Genomic DNA, 16,481 nt, shown 5'->3' on the forward strand with positions numbered 1-16,481 from the left:
GTGTCACACTTGATCGACGGAGCGAGGGCATGGAGCGCCAGGCGGCGGGAACCCGCGAAGCATTGCAGCGGTTCGCGCAGGCCTGCGCGAGCGCGCATCTTCCGTTTTGAGCGCGGATGCACTATATGCCCCCCCGATCATGACAGACGCGAACCAGACTCCTTCCGGCCCCTCCGGCGCCGGGCCGATGCCGATCCCGGGCCATATCGATCCCGTGCCGGTGCCCCGTCCCAACCTCGTGGAGGGGGTGACCCCGCGCGAAGACGGCCGCCTGGACCTGATCGGCCTGCCCAAGAAGCGCATCGCCGAAATGTTCGAAACGGCCGGGCTCGACGCCAAGGCAGCCAAGCTGCGCGCCAAGCAGGTCTATCACTGGCTCTACCACCGCGGCGTCACCGAGTTCGAGGCGATGACCGATATCGCCAAGACCATGCGCCCCTGGCTGGCCGAACGCTTCGTGATCGGCCGCCCCGAGATCGTCGAGGCCCAGCACTCCAGCGACGGCACCCGCAAGTGGCTGCTGCGCACGGCCGACGCGCACGATTTCGAGATGGTGTTCATTCCCGACGCCGATCGCGGCACGCTCTGCGTCTCGTCGCAAGTCGGCTGCACGCTCAACTGCCGCTTCTGCCACACCGGCACCATGCGCCTGGTGCGCAACCTGACGGTGGGCGAGATCGTCGGCCAGGTCATGCTGGCGCGCGATGCGCTGGGTGAATGGCCCAAGGGCCGCATGGACTTCAGCTTCGGCGACGGCATCGACGGCGCGGATGTGGCCGACGACGAGGAGGAAGGCAGCTACACCTCGGATGGCCGCCTGCTCACCAACATCGTGATGATGGGCATGGGCGAGCCGCTCTATAATTTCGACAATGTGCGCGACGCGCTGAAGCTGGTCATGGACGGTGACGGCCTGGCGCTTTCCAAGCGCCGCATCACGCTCTCCACGTCGGGCGTGATCCCGCAGATGGCCCGCTGCGGCGAGGAAATCGGCGTGAACCTGGCGGTCTCGCTCCATGCCGTGACCAAGGATGTCCGTGACGAGATCGTGCCGGTCAACAAGAAGTACGGCATCGAGGATCTGCTCCAGGCCTGCGCCGACTATCCGGGCGCGTCGAACGCGCGCCGCATCACGTTCGAATACGTGATGCTCAAGGACAAGAACGACAGCGACGACGACGCGCGCGAACTGGTCTGCCTGCTCAAGAAGTACGACCTGCCCGCCAAGGTCAACCTGATCCCGTTCAACCCCTGGCCGGGCGCGCAATACGAATGCTCGACGCCGGAGCGGATCAAGTCGTTCTCGGAAATCGTGTTCAGGGGCGGCATTTCGGCTCCGGTGCGCACCCCGCGCGGGCGCGACATCGATGCAGCCTGCGGCCAGCTCAAGACCGCTGCCGAGAAGAAGAGCCGCGCCGAACTGGAGCGCCTCTATGCCGAGAAGGAAAAGGAACTCGGCTGAGCCTTTCGCGCGATCCTCGTACCTTTCCCGGAATCTTTCGGCCGGATGCTTTCGGCCGGACAGTTTCGGCATGACGCCGTGAACTCGGCATTTGGCGCGGGGCAAATCCGCCCCTAGACAGGGACGAGATCGACCGAGAGGACTTTGGATGACCGAGACCCTGCCCCCGACTTCGGCTGAAGGCGAAGAACCCCTGCGCGGCATGGTCCGCCTGCCGGGCGGCACTTTCACGATGGGTTCGGAAAGCTTCTACCCCGAGGAAGCCCCGCTGCGGCGGGTGGCCGTCGATGCCTTCTGGATCGACGAGACGCCCGTCACCAATCGCGACTTCGCCCGCTTCGTGGAGGCCACCGGCCATACGACCGGGGCCGAGATCGCACCCGATCCGAAGGACTATCCGGGAATGCCGCCCGAGATGGCGCATGCCGGCTCGCTGGTCTTCCGCAAAAGCGCGACCCCGGTGGACACGTCCAACCCGGCCAACTGGTGGAATTTCGAATTCGGCGCATCGTGGCGCCATCCGCTCGGGCCGGGCAGCGACATCGACGCGCTGGACCTCTGGGACCATCCGGTGATCCACGTCGCTTATGCCGATGCCGAAGCCTACGCGACGTGGGCGGGCAAGGATCTTCCGACCGAAGCCGAGTTCGAATTCGCCGCCAAGGGCGGTCTCGATGATGCGGCCTATGCCTGGGGCCACGAACTCGCGCCCGAAGGCCGGATGATGGCCAATTACTGGCAGGGACTGTTCCCTTTCGCGAACCAGTGCCTGGACGGCTGGGAACGCACTTCGCCGGTGCGCAGCTTCCCGGCCAACGGCTACGGGCTTTACGACATGATCGGCAATACCTGGGAATGGACGCGCGACTGGTGGTCGGAGCGGCCGGACGCCGGCAAGAAGCAGGGCGGCTCCTGCTGCGCGATCAGCAACCCCAAGGGCGCGAAGCTGAAGGACAGCTTCGATCCCGCGCAGCCGCAGATCCGTATCGGCCGCAAGGTCATCAAGGGCGGCTCGCATCTTTGCGCTGCGAATTACTGCCAGCGCTATCGCCCCGCCGCACGCCATCCCGAAATGATCGACACGGCGACGACGCACATCGGCTTTCGCTGCGTGGTCCGGGAAAAATAGAAATCCGATCAAGGCGCAGCGTGTAGGAAGCGGCGCTTCGGGAAGCAGCGGCCGGCCGATGGGATCGGCCGGCCAGCACTGTCATTCAGGTCCGTTGCGGCAAAATCGCGCTCGGGACGTTTTCTAGCGGGCGATGGCCAGGGCCACCGGCGCGCGGACCGTTTCCTCGACCGGCACGAAGTCCGGCGTTTCGCGGAAGTCGCCGCCGTGCGTGATGAGCCCCTGGTTCACGGCCCAGATCGCGGCCTGGGTACGGTTCTGGACCATGAGCTTGCGCAGAATGGCCTTGACGTGAACCTTGACCGTGGCCTCGCTGATGTCGAGACGATAGGCGATCACCTTGTTGGGATAGCCCATGACCAGGCAGCGCAGCGTATCGATTTCGCGATCGGAAAGCAGCTCGCTGAGCTGCACCTGCACTTCGGCCTTGCCCTCGGCGATGACCTGCTTCTGCGGCAGATGCTGCAGCAGCGCGCTGGGCAATACCTTTTCACCCTGATTAACCAATCGCAGGGATTCGATCAGGGGTTCGGAGCCGATTTCCTTCAACAGGAAGGCATGGGCGCCAAGCTGGAAGGCTTCCACCATCTGCCCGAACTCGAATTCGTCCGCCAGCAGGACCGCCCGCATGTGCGGATGGCGCTCCTTCATGGCCGGAAGGCATTCGAGCAGGTCTCCACACGTTCCCATGTCGAAAACGGTAAGACCAACGGTTGGTGAATCGCTGTCGCTGAGCACCGCGTCACAGTCCTTGAAGAACCGGGTGCACTTGAACTCGCACTTGTCGAGAATCTTGCAGATCCCTTCCCTCACGAGGGAGTTGAAACCGACAATGCTCACGCACACTTCATCAAAAGTCGACATCGTCTTTCTCTCCTGAATAACGGAAATACGGACGACCCAAGCGTATTATGATATTATTTTGGGACTGATCCTGACTCACCCAAGCGCAGGACGGAACAGTCAAAGAACTTCCCTTTCGGAAAATCCCAAATCAGAAAATCAACGACAATCGCTGGATGACCTTGCCAGAATGGCGAGCCCCCCCTTTGCATGCCCCCTATTTCCACCCACACCTTAGGTAGATCACCTTAGAACATATTGTCGTCTTCAAGTCGAGGGGGTGGTTAGGTTCTATTCGAGCCGTGAATGAGCATTCTAGGTGCCTTCGAATTCCCCCTATGATCAGTGGGATACCCCCCCTTTCCAAAAGTTCATTCTGGAGGGCAGGGAGTCAAACGTATAATTCTGGTACACTGTACCTCCAAAGAGGTAGTCTTTCGATAACTTACACCTTTTCAAGACGTTAACTCACAAAAGTTAACATACCTTCCTCTGTCAGGCACGGCTGAAGGGGGTCCGCGCCAGCCTGCGGAACGGGTGCGAGCGGGGCGTCTTTTTCCGGAAGTCGAGGATTTCCGCCATGCGACTCGCGCTGCGACTGCCCAGTCGCTGCAATCCTCTGCAACCTCCTAGGATCAGGAGATCGGGCCGGCGAATCGGTTGAGGCCCAGGGCGATTCTCTTCGCGGCTGCAGCACGCGTCTCGCGGCACTGCGGTGAGAAGCTACCGGCAACTACCTCGCCGGTTGTACGGTAAACTAACCGGACGAATCGATTCGGAGATTTTTCGGGCTCGTTCGAGCCTTTTTACGATGCTCGATCGGGTCGGGGTGAAAGACCGCCCGAAACCGGCGTCATGATGCCGCGGCAAAGTATTCACCATCTATACATATTCGGATCGTGTCAGAAAAACCGAAGTATTCCCGCTTCAATAGCTGACGCGCAGGCCGCTTCTTGGCAAAGACCGGCCGCCCAACTGTAAAGAGCAGCCCAGCGGCGGCGACTGGCGGCCGGCGATCCCGCCCCTGCCGGGACGGTGCGACGAGCCGCCCGCGTCTTGCGCCGGGCGGGACCCGAAGCCCGGTCACGGCTTTCAGCGCCGAGCGCGATCGAAAGATGACCTTTCGCGCGTGCCGAGAGTCGCGCCGGCCGTGGCCTCAGCGCTCTATGGCGCGAACCAGGACGAAGCCTTCGGCGGCCTCGGAAAACACGGTGGAACCCCGCAGCCGGGCCAGGGCCTCGATGGTGATGAGCGAGCGCTCGTCGGGAAAGTCGCGAACCTGGCTTTCGAACAGCGCGAAGGCATCGAGCTTGCGCTGCAGGGTGGCCGAGATGTCGATATGGACGTTGGGCACGAAAGGCGGCGTCATCGGCGCTGCGTACCAGTTGGTCTCGGACAGGGTCTCATAGGCCAGCACCCGCGTCGGCACGGTGCGGTCGCGCGGGCGGGCAGCGACCATCGCGGCCAGGAAGCTCAACTGGTGGTCCTGGTGAATGTCCCCCAGGAACGGCACGAAGAGCGTATCCGGCGCGACTTCGCGGACCACGCGCCCGAGCGCCGCATTGAGTTCCGCCGCAGGCACCACGTCCAGCGAGGCGGCCGGAAAATCCAGCATGTGCACCTGGCTCACGCCGATGTGATCGTGCGCGCGGCGCATCTCGGCCTGGACCCGCGCGACGCCGTCTTCCGAGAAGGCGGGAGGCCGCCCGCTGGTGACGACCACGACCTGCACGTCCATGCCCGCCGCCGCCATGCGCGCCATCGTGCCGCCGCAGCCGAGGATCTCGTCATCGGGATGGGGCGCGACGACGAGGACCTTTCCATAGTGATCGAGAGCCAAGCGCTATCCTTTCAGCACGGCATGCAGGGCCGGTGGCTTGCCCTCGGCAAGCTCCCAGTCGGTCAGTTCAAGCAACCCGTCTCCGGTCTGCACGGTCAATATTCCGTCGCGGCTGGCCATGACCTGCCCCGCGATGGCGTGATGCCGGTCCGCACCGCCCACGGGCCGCGTGGCCCAGACGGTCATCCTGCGTCCGGAAACATGCGTGAAAGCGCCCGGATAGGGCCGCCCCACGGCGCGGACGAGCCGGTCGATCCCGGCCGCGGAATCGCGCCAGTCGATCTGGCCGTCGGCCGGAGTGCGCTTGGTCGCCCAGGTCGCATAGCGCTCGTCCTGCACCTGCCTTGGCTGCTCGCCTTCCGCCAGGCGGGGCAGGAGCGCGCGCAACATCGTGCGCAGGGCATCCATGTGCTTGTCGTAGAGGCCCTGCGCCGTTTCATCGCGCGCAAGGTGGAAATAGTGCTGCCCCAGGATGTCGCCATCGTCGGTGCCCTCGGCGATCCAGAACAGGCTGGACGCTGAGATCGGCTCGTCCAGCAGGATCGTCCAGGGAATGGCGGCGCGTCCCCGCAGGCGCGGCAGCGGTGCGGGATGATAGCCGATCGCGCCTTTCGCGGCGATCGACAGGAATTCCGGACCGACGATCTGCGACCAGCCGACCACGAAGACGTAGTCGGGCCGCTCGGCGCGAACCATGTCCAGCACCTCGGCATCGTTGGTGCGCGCGATATGGGCGAGCCGCGCCCCTGCCCTTTCGGCGAATGGCGCCATGTCGACCAGGTCCGAGTGCCGCCCGTGCAGTTCGGGCGGCAAGGTGCCGATCAGCGTGAGATCCCAGCCCGGCGCCTCGGCCAGTTCTTCGACGAGCACCTGCGTGCTCCCCACGGCGCCGATCACGACAGCCCGCATTGCCTTGCCCCCGATCCTGACTTCAGAGCATTTTCGCATCGGGTGGGACACCGGATGACTCGGAAAATGCGAAAAACGAAAAACTGGAGTGACCGCTCTAACCCGCGATCGCCCGCGAAGGCCCGGCACTCTGGAGGCGCGGCCCGGCGGATTCGGGCGGCCGGTCGTCCGACGGCGCCGGTTCCGAGCGGATCGTCGCCGGCTCGTTCCAGGGTTCGCGCAGGAGGTCCATCTCGTCGAGCAACTGGTGGTTCACCTTGCGCACGTCGTAGATCTTCTCGGCCAGATCCCGTGAGCGCGCGGCCATGCTCGTCACCAGCGAGGGCGCCTCGATGAAGCGCTGCATCGCCGCCTTGAGCGCGCCCGCGTCGCGCGGTGCCACCAGGAAGCCGTTCTCGCCCTCGATGATCGGCTCGCGGCAGCCGGGCATGTCGGTGGTGATGATCGGACGGCCGGTGGCCATGGCTTCGAGGATCGTGCGCGGCAGGCCCTCGCGGTAATAGGACGGCAGCACGAAGACCGAGCAGCTCGCGAGATAGGGCCGCACGTCGCTGGTGCCGGGGATGAACTGGACGGGGAACTGCCGCGCCAGCCGGGCGCATTCGACTTCGTCGATCCCGGTCGGATTGTCGCGCTCGTAATGGCCGAGCACGCAGAATTCGACTTCGGGATTGTCCAGCTTGAGCTGCCGGGCCGCCTCGACGAATTCGTAGATGCCCTTATCGCGCATCAGCCGGCCGACCAGCAGGAAGCGCAGGCGGTTGCGCGGCAGCGGCTCCAGCCGGAAGCGTTCGAGATCGATACCCGAGCCTGGCACTTGCACCACGTTCTGGCGCGACGTGACGATGCCGAGGTCGATCATGTCCTGCCGGTCGTCGGCATTGAACACGAAGACGCCCCGGGCGCGGCGAACCGCCTCGCGGTAAAGCCGGGTCACGGCCCAGCGCAGGCCCTTGCGGGCGCTGGAATCCTCGCTGAAGACGTAGCCCAGCCCCGACATCAGCGCGAAGAAGCGCGGCACGCAAAGCATGCGTGCGGCGATCCCGCCGTAGATGATCGGCTTCTGGGTATAGGCCAGGACCAGGTCCGGCTTTTCGGCCATCATCAACTTGACGTAAGCGGACAGCAGGGCCGCATCCTTGACCGGATTGGTGCCGGTGCGCGCCATCGGCACGATCCTGAAGCCTATGCCCCAGGCCGCGAGATCGCGTTCCACGGCGGCGTTCTGGTCAGGCGCCACGGCGACGACTTCATGCCCGTTCGCCTTCAATTCCCGCAGCAAGGCGCCCCGGAAATTGGTGAGCGAATAGGCAAGACTGGACAGGACGAGTATCTTCATTGCGTAATCGAGCCCCAGGCTGACGGATGGTGCCGCAAGGCAGCCCCCACGCCCCCGCGTGTGTGCCCCATCCCGATGTCGCCCTGAATGATGACCCTCGGACCGCCGATCGCAAGCGACTAATCGGCTGATAGCCCTTCGAGATGGCCCGCGGCGATTAAGGGATGGTTTCCGGCAAGGGCGCCCGCTCCCTTTGGATCACCCCCATGTCCGACAGTCGAAGGCGCGACCTATTCGCAAGAGAATCGGCAATTACGGCTGATGGCTTCATGCACAAGTGCGCGCCCTGAAATTGGTCAATAGATCATGAATCGATGAGGCCGGGTGCGGCCCCCCGAGCATTTTTCCGGTCCTGAAAAACGGCGCCGGAAAGAAGGAGCCGGAAAAGCCGGACCCGCGGAAACTGCCACGGGCACTGCTCCGGAACGCCGGGAGGCAGGATGCACCGGGGAAATTGGGCCCGAAAAGCTGAAAAGGTCGACGCGATGAGTCATACCGCCACGGGAAGCAGTGCCTCGACGATGAGCGTCGGCTCCGCAAACAGGTTCCTGCGCGTACGCAAGTTCGGATCGACGGGCGGGCGTTCGCGCTCTCCGTCCACGCAGTTCAGCCTGCGGCGGACTTTCCGCAATACCGTGCTGATGACGATCGACTTCATCGTGCTGTCGATCACGCTGGCGCTGGCCTTTACGCTGATCGGCAAGACCGGCTTCCCCAAGTCCGACGGCCACATGGGCGCCATCCTGGGCTTTGCCCTGGTGGTGATCGGCGTGTTCTACACCGCCGGGATCTATCGCCGCAGCTGGCGCTACTTCAGCTTCGCCCATGCCATCCAGCTGGCGATGCTGACGGTGCCGGCCTTCGCGCTGGCCTGGGTGGCGATCATGATCGTGCCCGGTGTACGCGCCGAACGCGCGCAGCTGCTGGAGATCGCGCTGGCCCAGTGGCTCTTCGCGATGACCGCGCTGTTCTTCGTGCGCGGCGCCCGCCGTGCCCTGCGCGAGAAGATGACGCACACGGCCAAGATCCTGCCGGCGCATGTCGACAACAAGAACCTGCGCGGCGCGCTGCTGGTGGGTTCGCCCGACTGGGCGCTCTCGATCATCGAGATGCTGCGCCGCGAGGCCACGCCCAGCTTCTTCGTCACCGGCGTCCTGCTTCCGGCCGACAACGATACCCTGCAGCAGATCGCCAGCGTACCGGTGCTCGGCAGCCACGACGATCTGGCCCATGCGGTGGAAACGCTGGAACTCCAGGGCCGCCGCCCTTCGCTCGTGATCGCCTGCGACGACGGCACCGACCTTTCCAACCGCGAGATGGCGCGGCTGACGTCGCGCGCGCGCAACCTCGGCCTCGAACTCTCGCGCATTCGCGACGGCTGGAGCCATATCCTCCAGCGCAACCACGGCGCCGCGCCCGACGAGCTTTCGGTGAAGGACCTGCTGGGCCGCAGCGAATTCACGCTGGAGGGTGAGCAGATCACCAGCCAGATCACCGGCAAGTGCGTGCTGGTGACCGGCGCGGGCGGCACGATCGGCGGCGAACTGTGCTGGCAGCTCGCCAGCTTCCGCCCCTCGCGCATCGTGCTGGTGGAGCATAGCGAATACCATCTCTATGCCATCGAGATGAAGCTGCGCGAGCAGTATCCCGACCTCGACGTCCAGCCCGAGCTTTGCAACATCCGCGAACGCGACGAAGTGCGCCGCGTGTTCGAGCGCCACCGGCCGGTCATCGTCTACCATGCCGCCGCGCTCAAGCATGTGCCCATCGTCGAGGCCAGCCCTTGCGCCGGGGTCCACACCAATATCCTGGGCACGCGCATCGTCGCTGACGCGGTCTGCGAATATTCCGCCAAGGCCATGGTCCAGGTCTCCACCGACAAGGCGGTGAACCCGGTGGGCATGATGGGCGCCACCAAACGCGTGGGCGAGCTTTACAGCCAGGCACTGGACATGTGCGGCGTGGACGATCCGGAAGCCCCGCGCTTCATGACCGTGCGCTTCGGCAACGTGCTGGGATCGAGCGGCTCCATCGTCCCGCTGTTCCACCGCCAGCTTCGCGAAGGCCGCGCGCTCACCGTCACTCATCCCGATATCGAGCGCTTCTTCATGACCGTGCGCGAAGCGGTGCAGCTGATCCTCCAGAGCAGCTCGGCCGCGCTCAGCCAGAACTCCCAGCGCGGCACGATCTTCGTGCTCGACATGGGCAAGGCGGTGCGCATCGTCGACCTCGCCTACCGCATGATCCGGCTCTACGGACTTCAGCCGGAGATCGACGTGCCGGTGGAATTCGTGGGCCTGCGCCCCGGCGAGAAGCTCTACGAAGAGCTGTTCGACATCTGCGAGGAACAGCTTCCCTCGGGCATCAAGGGCATCTTCGAGGCGCAGTCCAAGCCGATCCCCCTGCCCTTCATCTCGCGCAGCATCGACCGGCTCGCCCGCGCGGTGGAACTGGGCGACCACACCGAAGCGCGGCGGATCACGCACACCCTCGTCAAGGTGCCGAGCGGCAGTGCCGGGTTCGAAGTGGTCGAGAACCAGAGCATGATCCACCCGCACGGCACCGGCGAACCGGTCAAGGCTTGAGGAGAGCATTGTCGTGAACCTGGCTTCCCCGCCCGCCGTCGAGGATGCGTCCTCGCCGGCGGCAGACACCACCCGTCCCCTGCACGCCTCCGCGGCATCCGCCGTGACGACGACCGCGACCGAGCCCGTGCCGCCCCGGCCCGTGCGCAGCCTGTGGCCCCGCCACGAGGCCGACGAGATCGAGGCGGTCGCCCATGTCCTGCGCTCGGGCAAGGTCAACGCGCTCGTGCACGGCGGGGAGAACCGCGCCTTTGCCGCCGAGTTCGCCCGCTTCGTCGGCATGCCGGAAGGGATGTGCCTGGCCAATGGCACGCTGACGCTGGAAGTGGCGCTGCGCGCGCTGGGCGTCGGGCCGGGCCATGAAGTGATCGTCCCCGCCCGCAGCTTCTTCGCCACGGCCAGCTGCGTGCTGGCGGTGGGCGCACTGCCGGTCTTCGCGGATGTCGACCCGGTCAGCCAGAACATCGATCCGGCCTCGGTCGAGCGGCTGGTGACGCCCGCGACGCGCGCCGTGCTCTGCGTCCATCTGGCCGGCTGGCCCTGCGACATGGATGCGCTCGGCCGGATCTGCGAGGATCACCGCCTCCACCTCATCGAGGACTGCGCCCAGGCCCACGGCGCCACCTGGCGCGGCCGCCAGGTCGGCTCCTTCGGCGCGGCATCGTCCTTCTCGTTCTGCACCGACAAGATCATGTCCACCGGGGGCGAAGGCGGCCTGCTGCTGCTGCGCGACCATCAGGTCTGGCTGCGCGGCTGGGCCTTCAAGGACCACGGCAAGAGCTACCTCAAGGTCACCGACGGCGGCGGCACGCCCGGCGCCTTCCGCTATATCCACGACACGCCCGGCTCCAACTATCGCATGACCGAGATGCAGGCCGCGCTCGGCCGCTGCCAGCTCGGCAAGCTGCCGCGCTGGCTCGCTGCCCGCCGCCGCAATGCCGAGGCGCTGCTGGAAATGCTGGCCGATGTGCCCGGGCTGATCCTGCCCGAAGCACCGGCGGAAGTGGGCCATGCCTGGTACAAGTTCTATGTCCGCCTGGAAGGCAGCGCCGACCGGGTGGAGGAGCGCCGCCGCGCGGTGCTGGCCGGTCTGCTGGCGCGCGGCATTCCCGCCGGAAGCGGATCGTGCCCCGACATGAGCCGCGAACATGCGCTCTCCGGCCTGCCCGTCCGGCGCGACGGCGCGCTGGCGAATGCCGTGGATCTCGGCCGGCGAACCTTGATGTTCCCGGTCGATCACACGCTGGAACCGCAGGACATGGCACGCATGGCCGAAGCCCTGCGCGAGGCGATGATGGAGACGACGGCACGATGATGACCCCCGAATGGCATCCCGGTTTCATCGTCATCGGCGCGGTCAAGGCAGCCACCACCTGGATCCAGGCGCGCCTTCAGGACAATCCGGCGATCTTCATGCCCGATGCCGAGCCGCACTACTTCAGTTCCGAATTCGATCGCGGCGAGGACTGGTATCGCGGCTTCTTCGCGAACCGCCCTGCGCAGGCCCAGGTGATCGGCGAGAAATCCGCCGACTATCTTGCCCATCCGCTGGCCGCGCATCGGATCGCCCGCGCGCTGCCGCAGGCGCGGCTGGTGCTGCAGCTTCGCAACCCGGTGGAGCGCGCTTATTCCGACTACAAGATGTTCTACCGCCGCGGCACCTTGAAAGGGCCCCCGGAAGAATACCTGCGCTCGATGGACAATCCCTATCCGCGCTTTCTGGAGGACGGGCTTTATGCCCGCCATCTGGCGCGCTGGTACGACCTGTTCCCGCGCGAGCAGATCCTGATCTACCTCTATGACGACGTGACGGTGCAGCCCGAGCGAATCGTCGAGGCCGTGTCCGAACATATCGGCGTCTCGCCGGTCTATCGGCCGGAAGCCGCGCGGGAGCGCGCCAACAACAGCCGCGCCGCGATCCTGCCGCTGCCGCTGCGCAAGGCGCTGGCCCCGCTGAAAGACACGGTGCGCCCGCTGCGCGGCACCCCGGTGTTCGAAAACGTCCGCTCGCTGCTGGCGCGGGAAATGACCTATCCCCCGCTCGCGCCGGGCCTGCGCGAACAGCTGCGCGATTTCTATGCGCGCGACGTGGAGACGCTGGAAGCGATCTGCGGGCTGGACCTCTCGCGCTGGAAAGTGACGGCGCGAACCGCCGCCTGAACGCGCAAAAAGCCCGTCGTCCCGGAACCGTTCCGGGACGACGGGCTTTTTTGGCTTACTCCACTTCTAGCCGCGTCGGCGCGCCCATGCCGTCCATGAAATTGGCCAGGTTGCGGTGGAGGTTGATGACCTTCTGCTCCTGGTGCGGGTTGGGCAGCGGGCCGCGGAAGCCGCTGGACTTCATGCCCTTCTGCACGAACTGCATGTTCGAGAAGTCCTGCGCCAGAACCGAACCCCAGTTCTCGCCGATCGGGTCGGCATAAGTCCATTCGGTTTCCGGCGCCTCGCCATCGGGGAAGCGTTCGAGCGCGTAGCTTTCGAACACGCACTTGTCCGGGTCGTTGCCGTAAGGACGCACGCGGTAGCAGAGCGCGAAAGTCTCGCCGTGGAGGATGTTCTGGTTGGGGAACAGGCCCCAGGCGAGGCCGCCCTCCTTCTTGATCTCCGGCGGCACTTCCGGCCAGATCACCCCGCGCGCGGCATCGTCGGCACGGGCGGACTTCAGCCAGTGAGCGATGATCTCACCCGGCGTGGCGGTGTCGGGCAATTCGTCCACCAGGCGGCTGGCGGCATTGACCAGCGTTTCGGTGGAGGCGGAGTAGTTCACCGTTTCGTAGTTTTCGCGGATGAGTTCGTACGTGGAGACGCGCGCGTCGTCGCCCTTGCCGGCGCGGGTGGTGCCGGCGCTTTCGCTCATCTGGAACTTGCTGTCGCGGGTGTCGTAGCTGGAGACCGAGTGCAGCCCGTACTGCTTCGACAGCGCATAGTAGTCGCCATAAGCGAGCAGCTGCGTGTGGGTGCCGGCGACGTGGTAGGGTTCCAGGAACGCCTCGATCGCGGTCTTCCAGTTGCAGTCGTAGATCGCCCACTGGCGCCACTTGTAGTGCATACCGGCCAGGTCGAAATGGTCCAGGATCTCGCCCGCGCGGCCCATCCATTCCTTCAGCGGCACCGCATCGGGGTCCATGCTGATGTAGATGTAGCCGCCCCAGGTATCGACCTGCACGTCCGAGAGGCAGGTCATCTCCGGCGTCAGCTTGTTCTGCCAGTCCTGCGGGTCAAGGATGTAGGTGTTCTTGCCATCAAGGTCGAACGTCCAGCCGTGGAAGCCGCAGACGAAGCTCTTGCGGTTGTTGCCGCGCACGTCGTGGACCTTGCCCGGCAGCATCGACGGCACCGAGACGAGCTGGCGGCCGCGGTGCGGGCAGACATTGTGGAAGGCGCGCAGGCTGCCGTCATCCCCCCGCAGGACGATGATCGATTCGTCCGCGACATCGTACGTCATCCAGTCGCCGGGATTCGGCAGGTCGCTCTCGCGCTCCACCATCTGCCAGACCTTGGGCCAGAGCAGCGTCTTTTCCGCGGCCAGGTAGTCCTTCGAAAGGAAGGCGGTGGTGGGGTAGGTGGCGAGACGTTCCTCGTCCATGTCCTGCGCGGTCAGCGTGGTCCTGGTGCTTGCTTGCCCGTTGCCATATTGCGGCTTGCCCGTCTCTTTCACGCGGCCTCTCCTGTTATCAACAGGACTGTTCATTAAGCCATCGCGGGCACCAGTTCCAGCGGCAGTATCCCCTCGGCGCAACGCCGGGGCGATACGACCGACGCGCCCCTGAACGAAAAGAGGAGGAGACGCGCTGCGTCCCCTCCCCCTCGATCGCTAAAGGATTTCGATCAGAGCGCGATAACGCCCCCATCATCGCTCACAGAGCGATAACGCCCCATCATCGCTCACAGAGCGATAACGCCTCCGTCATCCTTGGTGATCGCAACGATCGCCGAGCGCGGACGCACGGTGGCAGCCGCCGCGCCCGCCTGGCTGTCGGGCCAGTGGCTCGACGGTGCGGCCGGGGTGCCGTCCTCGCCCGGGTGCTGGATGCCGACGAAGAGCGTGCGGCCGTCCGGCGTCATGTCGATGCCGGTGATCTCGCACTGGACCGGTCCGACGAGGAAGCGGCGCAGGTTCGCGGCGGTCGCTGCCGCGCCAACGATGGTCGCCTGGGTAGCGGTGGCGCCGGTGGAGCCGGTGTTGGTGATCGTTTTGGCGCCGCCGTCTCCGACATGGCCGGGAATGGCCGCCAGCAGCATGCAGTTGGTGCGATCGGTCATCGCGCCGTCGTCCGTTTCGATCCAGAGCACCGGATTGAACTGGCCTGCCGCATTGGTTGCGCGCGAGAAGTAGCAACCGTCCGGGCTGGAGAAGTCGTTGTCGGCGGTCAGGCCCGAGATGTTGACGTTGGCCCCAGCATCGGCGGCATCCGCGCCGAACAGGTAGATGTCCCACTTGAAAGTGAGCGCGGCCGTGGTGTCGCCGTCTTCGCGCAGGCGGACGATGTGGCCGTTGGGGTTGCCGTACTGCGCGGTGTTCGAAGAACCCTTGGGGTCGTTGTAGTGTCGCGGGTTGGCAGCGTCAGTGCCGGTGAGCGGACGGCCGGCGGCATTGTTGTTGGTGAGGGTAAGGTAGATCTCACCGGTCACCGGGTTGCCGGCAGTCCATTCCGGACGGTCCATCGGCGTGGCGCCGAGCGCGTCGGCGGCCAGGCGGGTGTTGACGAGAATGTCGGCCTGGTCGGCGAAGACATATTCCGGGGTCGTGCCGACGGCCGCACGGTTCGGCACCGAACCGAAGACCATGGGCAGCCACTGGCCGGAACCGTCGGCATTGAACTTGGCGACGTAGAGCGTGCCGGCGTCGAGGTACTTGTCGCCCATGGCCAGGCGGCTGGTCGTGGCGGCATCGGCTGCGGCGTAAGTGGCCGAGGACACGAACTTGTAGAGGTATTCGCGGCGCGAGTCGTCGCCCATGTAGACGCCCAGCTTCTGGCCATCGACGGCGCGAACGAAGGCGCCTTCATGGCCGCAGCGGCCCAGTGCCGTGCGCTTGCGCGGGGTCGATTTGGGATCGTAGGGATCGATCTCGACCACCCAGCCGTACTGGTTGGGCTCGTTGCGATAGTCTTCGGCCGCACTGGCGCCGATGATGGTCGCATTCCACTTGGTGTAGATCGAGTCGGCCGAGTCGGCGAACGACCAGGCATAGCTGCCGGTGCGGCTGGTGACGCCGAAACGGGCAAGCGCGGTCATTTCGCGAACGCTGCGCTTGGCGTCGTCCGCTGCGTCGCGGCGGAAGTAGCCGGCCCAGTTTTCCTCACATGTGAGGTTGGTGGCCCAGGGCGTGATGCCGTTGGCGCAGTTGTTGATGGTGCCGCGGCCGATCGACCCATTGGTCGAGTAAGCCGTGACCAGCATCGCCGAACCGGCTGCCGGACCGTGGAAGCTCATCGGCGTGTTCGGGGTGATGCGGCGATTGAAGCTGCCGGTGGGCACGTAGGACCACTTGCGGCTGCCGGCATCGACATATTCCGACACCGAGACGCCGTGGGCCTCGATTTCCTTGAGCGCCTCGGCAGCCGGGCGCGGGCCGGTGGAAACGTTCGTGGGGCCGTTCGGGTGGAGGTACTGGACGTTCAGGTTCTCGTGGTTCTGCACCATGAGGCCGCGGGTCGAGCTGGCATCGTCGCGTCCGCCGGCGGCCGAGAGGCCGAAGAAGTGCAGCGCGTCGCCGTGATCGCCGATGCGCTGGGCGAAGTTGCTGTCCGAACCGTCGTTGGCATAAGCCGAAACACCGGTGGCGAGCGGGTCGCCAAGGCGGGTCATCACGGTGACCGAATAGCCCGAGGGCACCTTGACGCTGTCTTCCAGGCTATGGGCGACGGCGGCAAAGCCGAGCACCGCCGGCGAGACGCGCACGGTGGTGGTGGCGGTGCGCACTTCGCCGGTCACGCTGGTGGCCGAGAACGTGAAGACCAGATCGCTGGCGGCGCTCACGGCCGGGGCGAGGAAGCTGACGGTGGAGCCGGTGCCGGTGAGGGTCACGGCGGTGCCGGACGTCTGGGCCCAGCCGGTGGCGAAGCCGCCGAAGCCGTTCTCGGGCGTGCCGGTCAGCGTGACGACGCGGCCGGCGCTGGTCGCGGCATTGGCGCCGGCGCTGACCGAAACGGTGTTTTCGTTGTCGTCATCGCCGCAGGCGGCCAGCAGGGCCGTGCCCATGAAGGCCATGGTCGTGGCGCCGGCACCGCGGAACAGGGCCTGGCGGCGCGAATAACGCTCCGCGGCCATGCTCTCCAGCGAGCGCTCGGTAGTTGGATTCGTATCGACATCGCCATCGGTATAGCCGTTGGCGGGAAGCCCTTCAGTCATGGTGTGCCCCTGTTCTTGTG

At 65.6% G+C, this 16,481-nt stretch carries 11 protein-coding genes; 5 read left to right on the plus strand and 6 right to left on the minus strand.

What is annotated here, in order from left to right; genetic code table 11:
- Positions 1-139 precede the first annotated feature (139 nt).
- Positions 140-1,462 (plus strand): 23S rRNA (adenine(2503)-C(2))-methyltransferase RlmN, encoded by a 1,323-nt coding sequence (rlmN, locus tag EDF57_RS16720; RefSeq protein ID WP_243841112.1) that lies wholly within the window; start codon positions 140-142, stop codon positions 1,460-1,462.
- Between the two features lie 202 nt (positions 1,463-1,664).
- Positions 1,665-2,591 (plus strand): formylglycine-generating enzyme family protein, encoded by a 927-nt coding sequence (locus tag EDF57_RS16725; protein ID WP_134095193.1) that lies wholly within the window; start codon positions 1,665-1,667, stop codon positions 2,589-2,591.
- 123 nt (positions 2,592-2,714) lie between these two features.
- Here the strand turns inward: EDF57_RS16725 and EDF57_RS16730 are convergent, their stop codons facing one another.
- The 4 genes from EDF57_RS16730 to EDF57_RS16740 all read right to left on the minus strand — a co-directional run bounded on the left by EDF57_RS16730 (position 2,715) and on the right by EDF57_RS16740 (position 7,522).
- On the minus strand, positions 2,715-3,455 hold the full coding sequence (locus EDF57_RS16730; RefSeq protein ID WP_132261827.1) for a response regulator transcription factor: 741 nt from the start codon (positions 3,453-3,455) through the stop codon (positions 2,715-2,717).
- Positions 3,456-4,590: 1,135 nt separating this feature from the next.
- Positions 4,591-5,274, minus strand: a complete 684-nt coding sequence (locus EDF57_RS25820; RefSeq protein ID WP_132261826.1) for a PIG-L deacetylase family protein — start codon at positions 5,272-5,274, stop codon at positions 4,591-4,593.
- A 3-nt stretch (positions 5,275-5,277) separates the two neighbouring features.
- Entirely contained in the window at positions 5,278-6,183 is a 906-nt protein-coding gene (locus tag EDF57_RS25825) for a formyltransferase family protein (protein ID WP_208324888.1), read from the minus strand.
- A 97-nt stretch (positions 6,184-6,280) separates the two neighbouring features.
- Positions 6,281-7,522, minus strand: coding sequence for a glycosyltransferase family 4 protein (locus EDF57_RS16740; RefSeq protein WP_132261823.1), 1,242 nt, complete (start codon positions 7,520-7,522; stop codon positions 6,281-6,283).
- Between the two features lie 485 nt (positions 7,523-8,007).
- On the opposite strand from EDF57_RS16740, the gene EDF57_RS16745 reads away from it, so the two are divergent.
- Genes EDF57_RS16745 through EDF57_RS16755 form a run of 3 tightly spaced genes read left to right on the plus strand, consistent with a single transcriptional unit; the run spans position 8,008 to position 12,267 of the window.
- Positions 8,008-10,107, plus strand: a complete 2,100-nt coding sequence (locus EDF57_RS16745; RefSeq protein ID WP_165921304.1) for a nucleoside-diphosphate sugar epimerase/dehydratase — start codon at positions 8,008-8,010, stop codon at positions 10,105-10,107.
- A 13-nt stretch (positions 10,108-10,120) separates the two neighbouring features.
- Complete coding sequence (locus EDF57_RS16750) at positions 10,121-11,422, plus strand: DegT/DnrJ/EryC1/StrS family aminotransferase (protein ID WP_243654012.1); 1,302 nt, start codon at positions 10,121-10,123, stop codon at positions 11,420-11,422.
- Entirely contained in the window at positions 11,419-12,267 is an 849-nt protein-coding gene (locus tag EDF57_RS16755) for a sulfotransferase (protein WP_243654011.1), read from the plus strand. Before EDF57_RS16750 ends, EDF57_RS16755 begins: the two co-directional genes overlap by 4 nt.
- Positions 12,268-12,322: 55 nt before the next feature.
- On the opposite strand, the gene EDF57_RS16760 is transcribed toward EDF57_RS16755, so the two are convergent.
- Positions 12,323-13,693: an aromatic ring-hydroxylating dioxygenase subunit alpha gene (locus EDF57_RS16760; protein ID WP_134095194.1), complete on the minus strand. Its 1,371-nt coding sequence runs from the start codon at positions 13,691-13,693 to the stop codon at positions 12,323-12,325.
- Between the two features lie 299 nt (positions 13,694-13,992).
- Entirely contained in the window at positions 13,993-16,461 is a 2,469-nt protein-coding gene (locus EDF57_RS16765; RefSeq protein ID WP_134095089.1) for a PhoX family phosphatase, read from the minus strand.
- Positions 16,462-16,481: the final 20 nt, after the last annotated feature.

The organism is Novosphingobium sp. PhB55, assembly GCF_004368805.1.
Taxonomy (GTDB): Bacteria; Pseudomonadota; Alphaproteobacteria; order Sphingomonadales; family Sphingomonadaceae; genus Novosphingobium.

Excerpts from the sequence above, each read along its gene's own strand:
- rlmN (WP_243841112.1), top strand. The coding sequence starts at position 140 with ATGACAGACGCGAACCAGACTCCTTCCGGCCCCTCCGGCGCCGGGCCG.
- EDF57_RS16725 (WP_134095193.1), top strand. The coding sequence starts at position 1,665 with ATGGTCCGCCTGCCGGGCGGCACTTTCACGATGGGTTCGGAAAGCTTC.
- EDF57_RS16730 (WP_132261827.1), bottom strand. The coding sequence starts at position 3,455 with ATGTCGACTTTTGATGAAGTGTGCGTGAGCATTGTCGGTTTCAACTCC.
- EDF57_RS25825 (WP_208324888.1), bottom strand. The coding sequence starts at position 6,183 with ATGCGGGCTGTCGTGATCGGCGCCGTGGGGAGCACGCAGGTGCTCGTC.
- EDF57_RS16740 (WP_132261823.1), bottom strand. The coding sequence starts at position 7,522 with ATGAAGATACTCGTCCTGTCCAGTCTTGCCTATTCGCTCACCAATTTC.
- EDF57_RS16745 (WP_165921304.1), top strand. The coding sequence starts at position 8,008 with ATGAGTCATACCGCCACGGGAAGCAGTGCCTCGACGATGAGCGTCGGC.
- EDF57_RS16755 (WP_243654011.1), top strand. The coding sequence starts at position 11,419 with ATGATGACCCCCGAATGGCATCCCGGTTTCATCGTCATCGGCGCGGTC.
- EDF57_RS16760 (WP_134095194.1), bottom strand. The coding sequence starts at position 13,693 with ATGGACGAGGAACGTCTCGCCACCTACCCCACCACCGCCTTCCTTTCG.
- EDF57_RS16765 (WP_134095089.1), bottom strand. The coding sequence starts at position 16,461 with ATGACTGAAGGGCTTCCCGCCAACGGCTATACCGATGGCGATGTCGAT.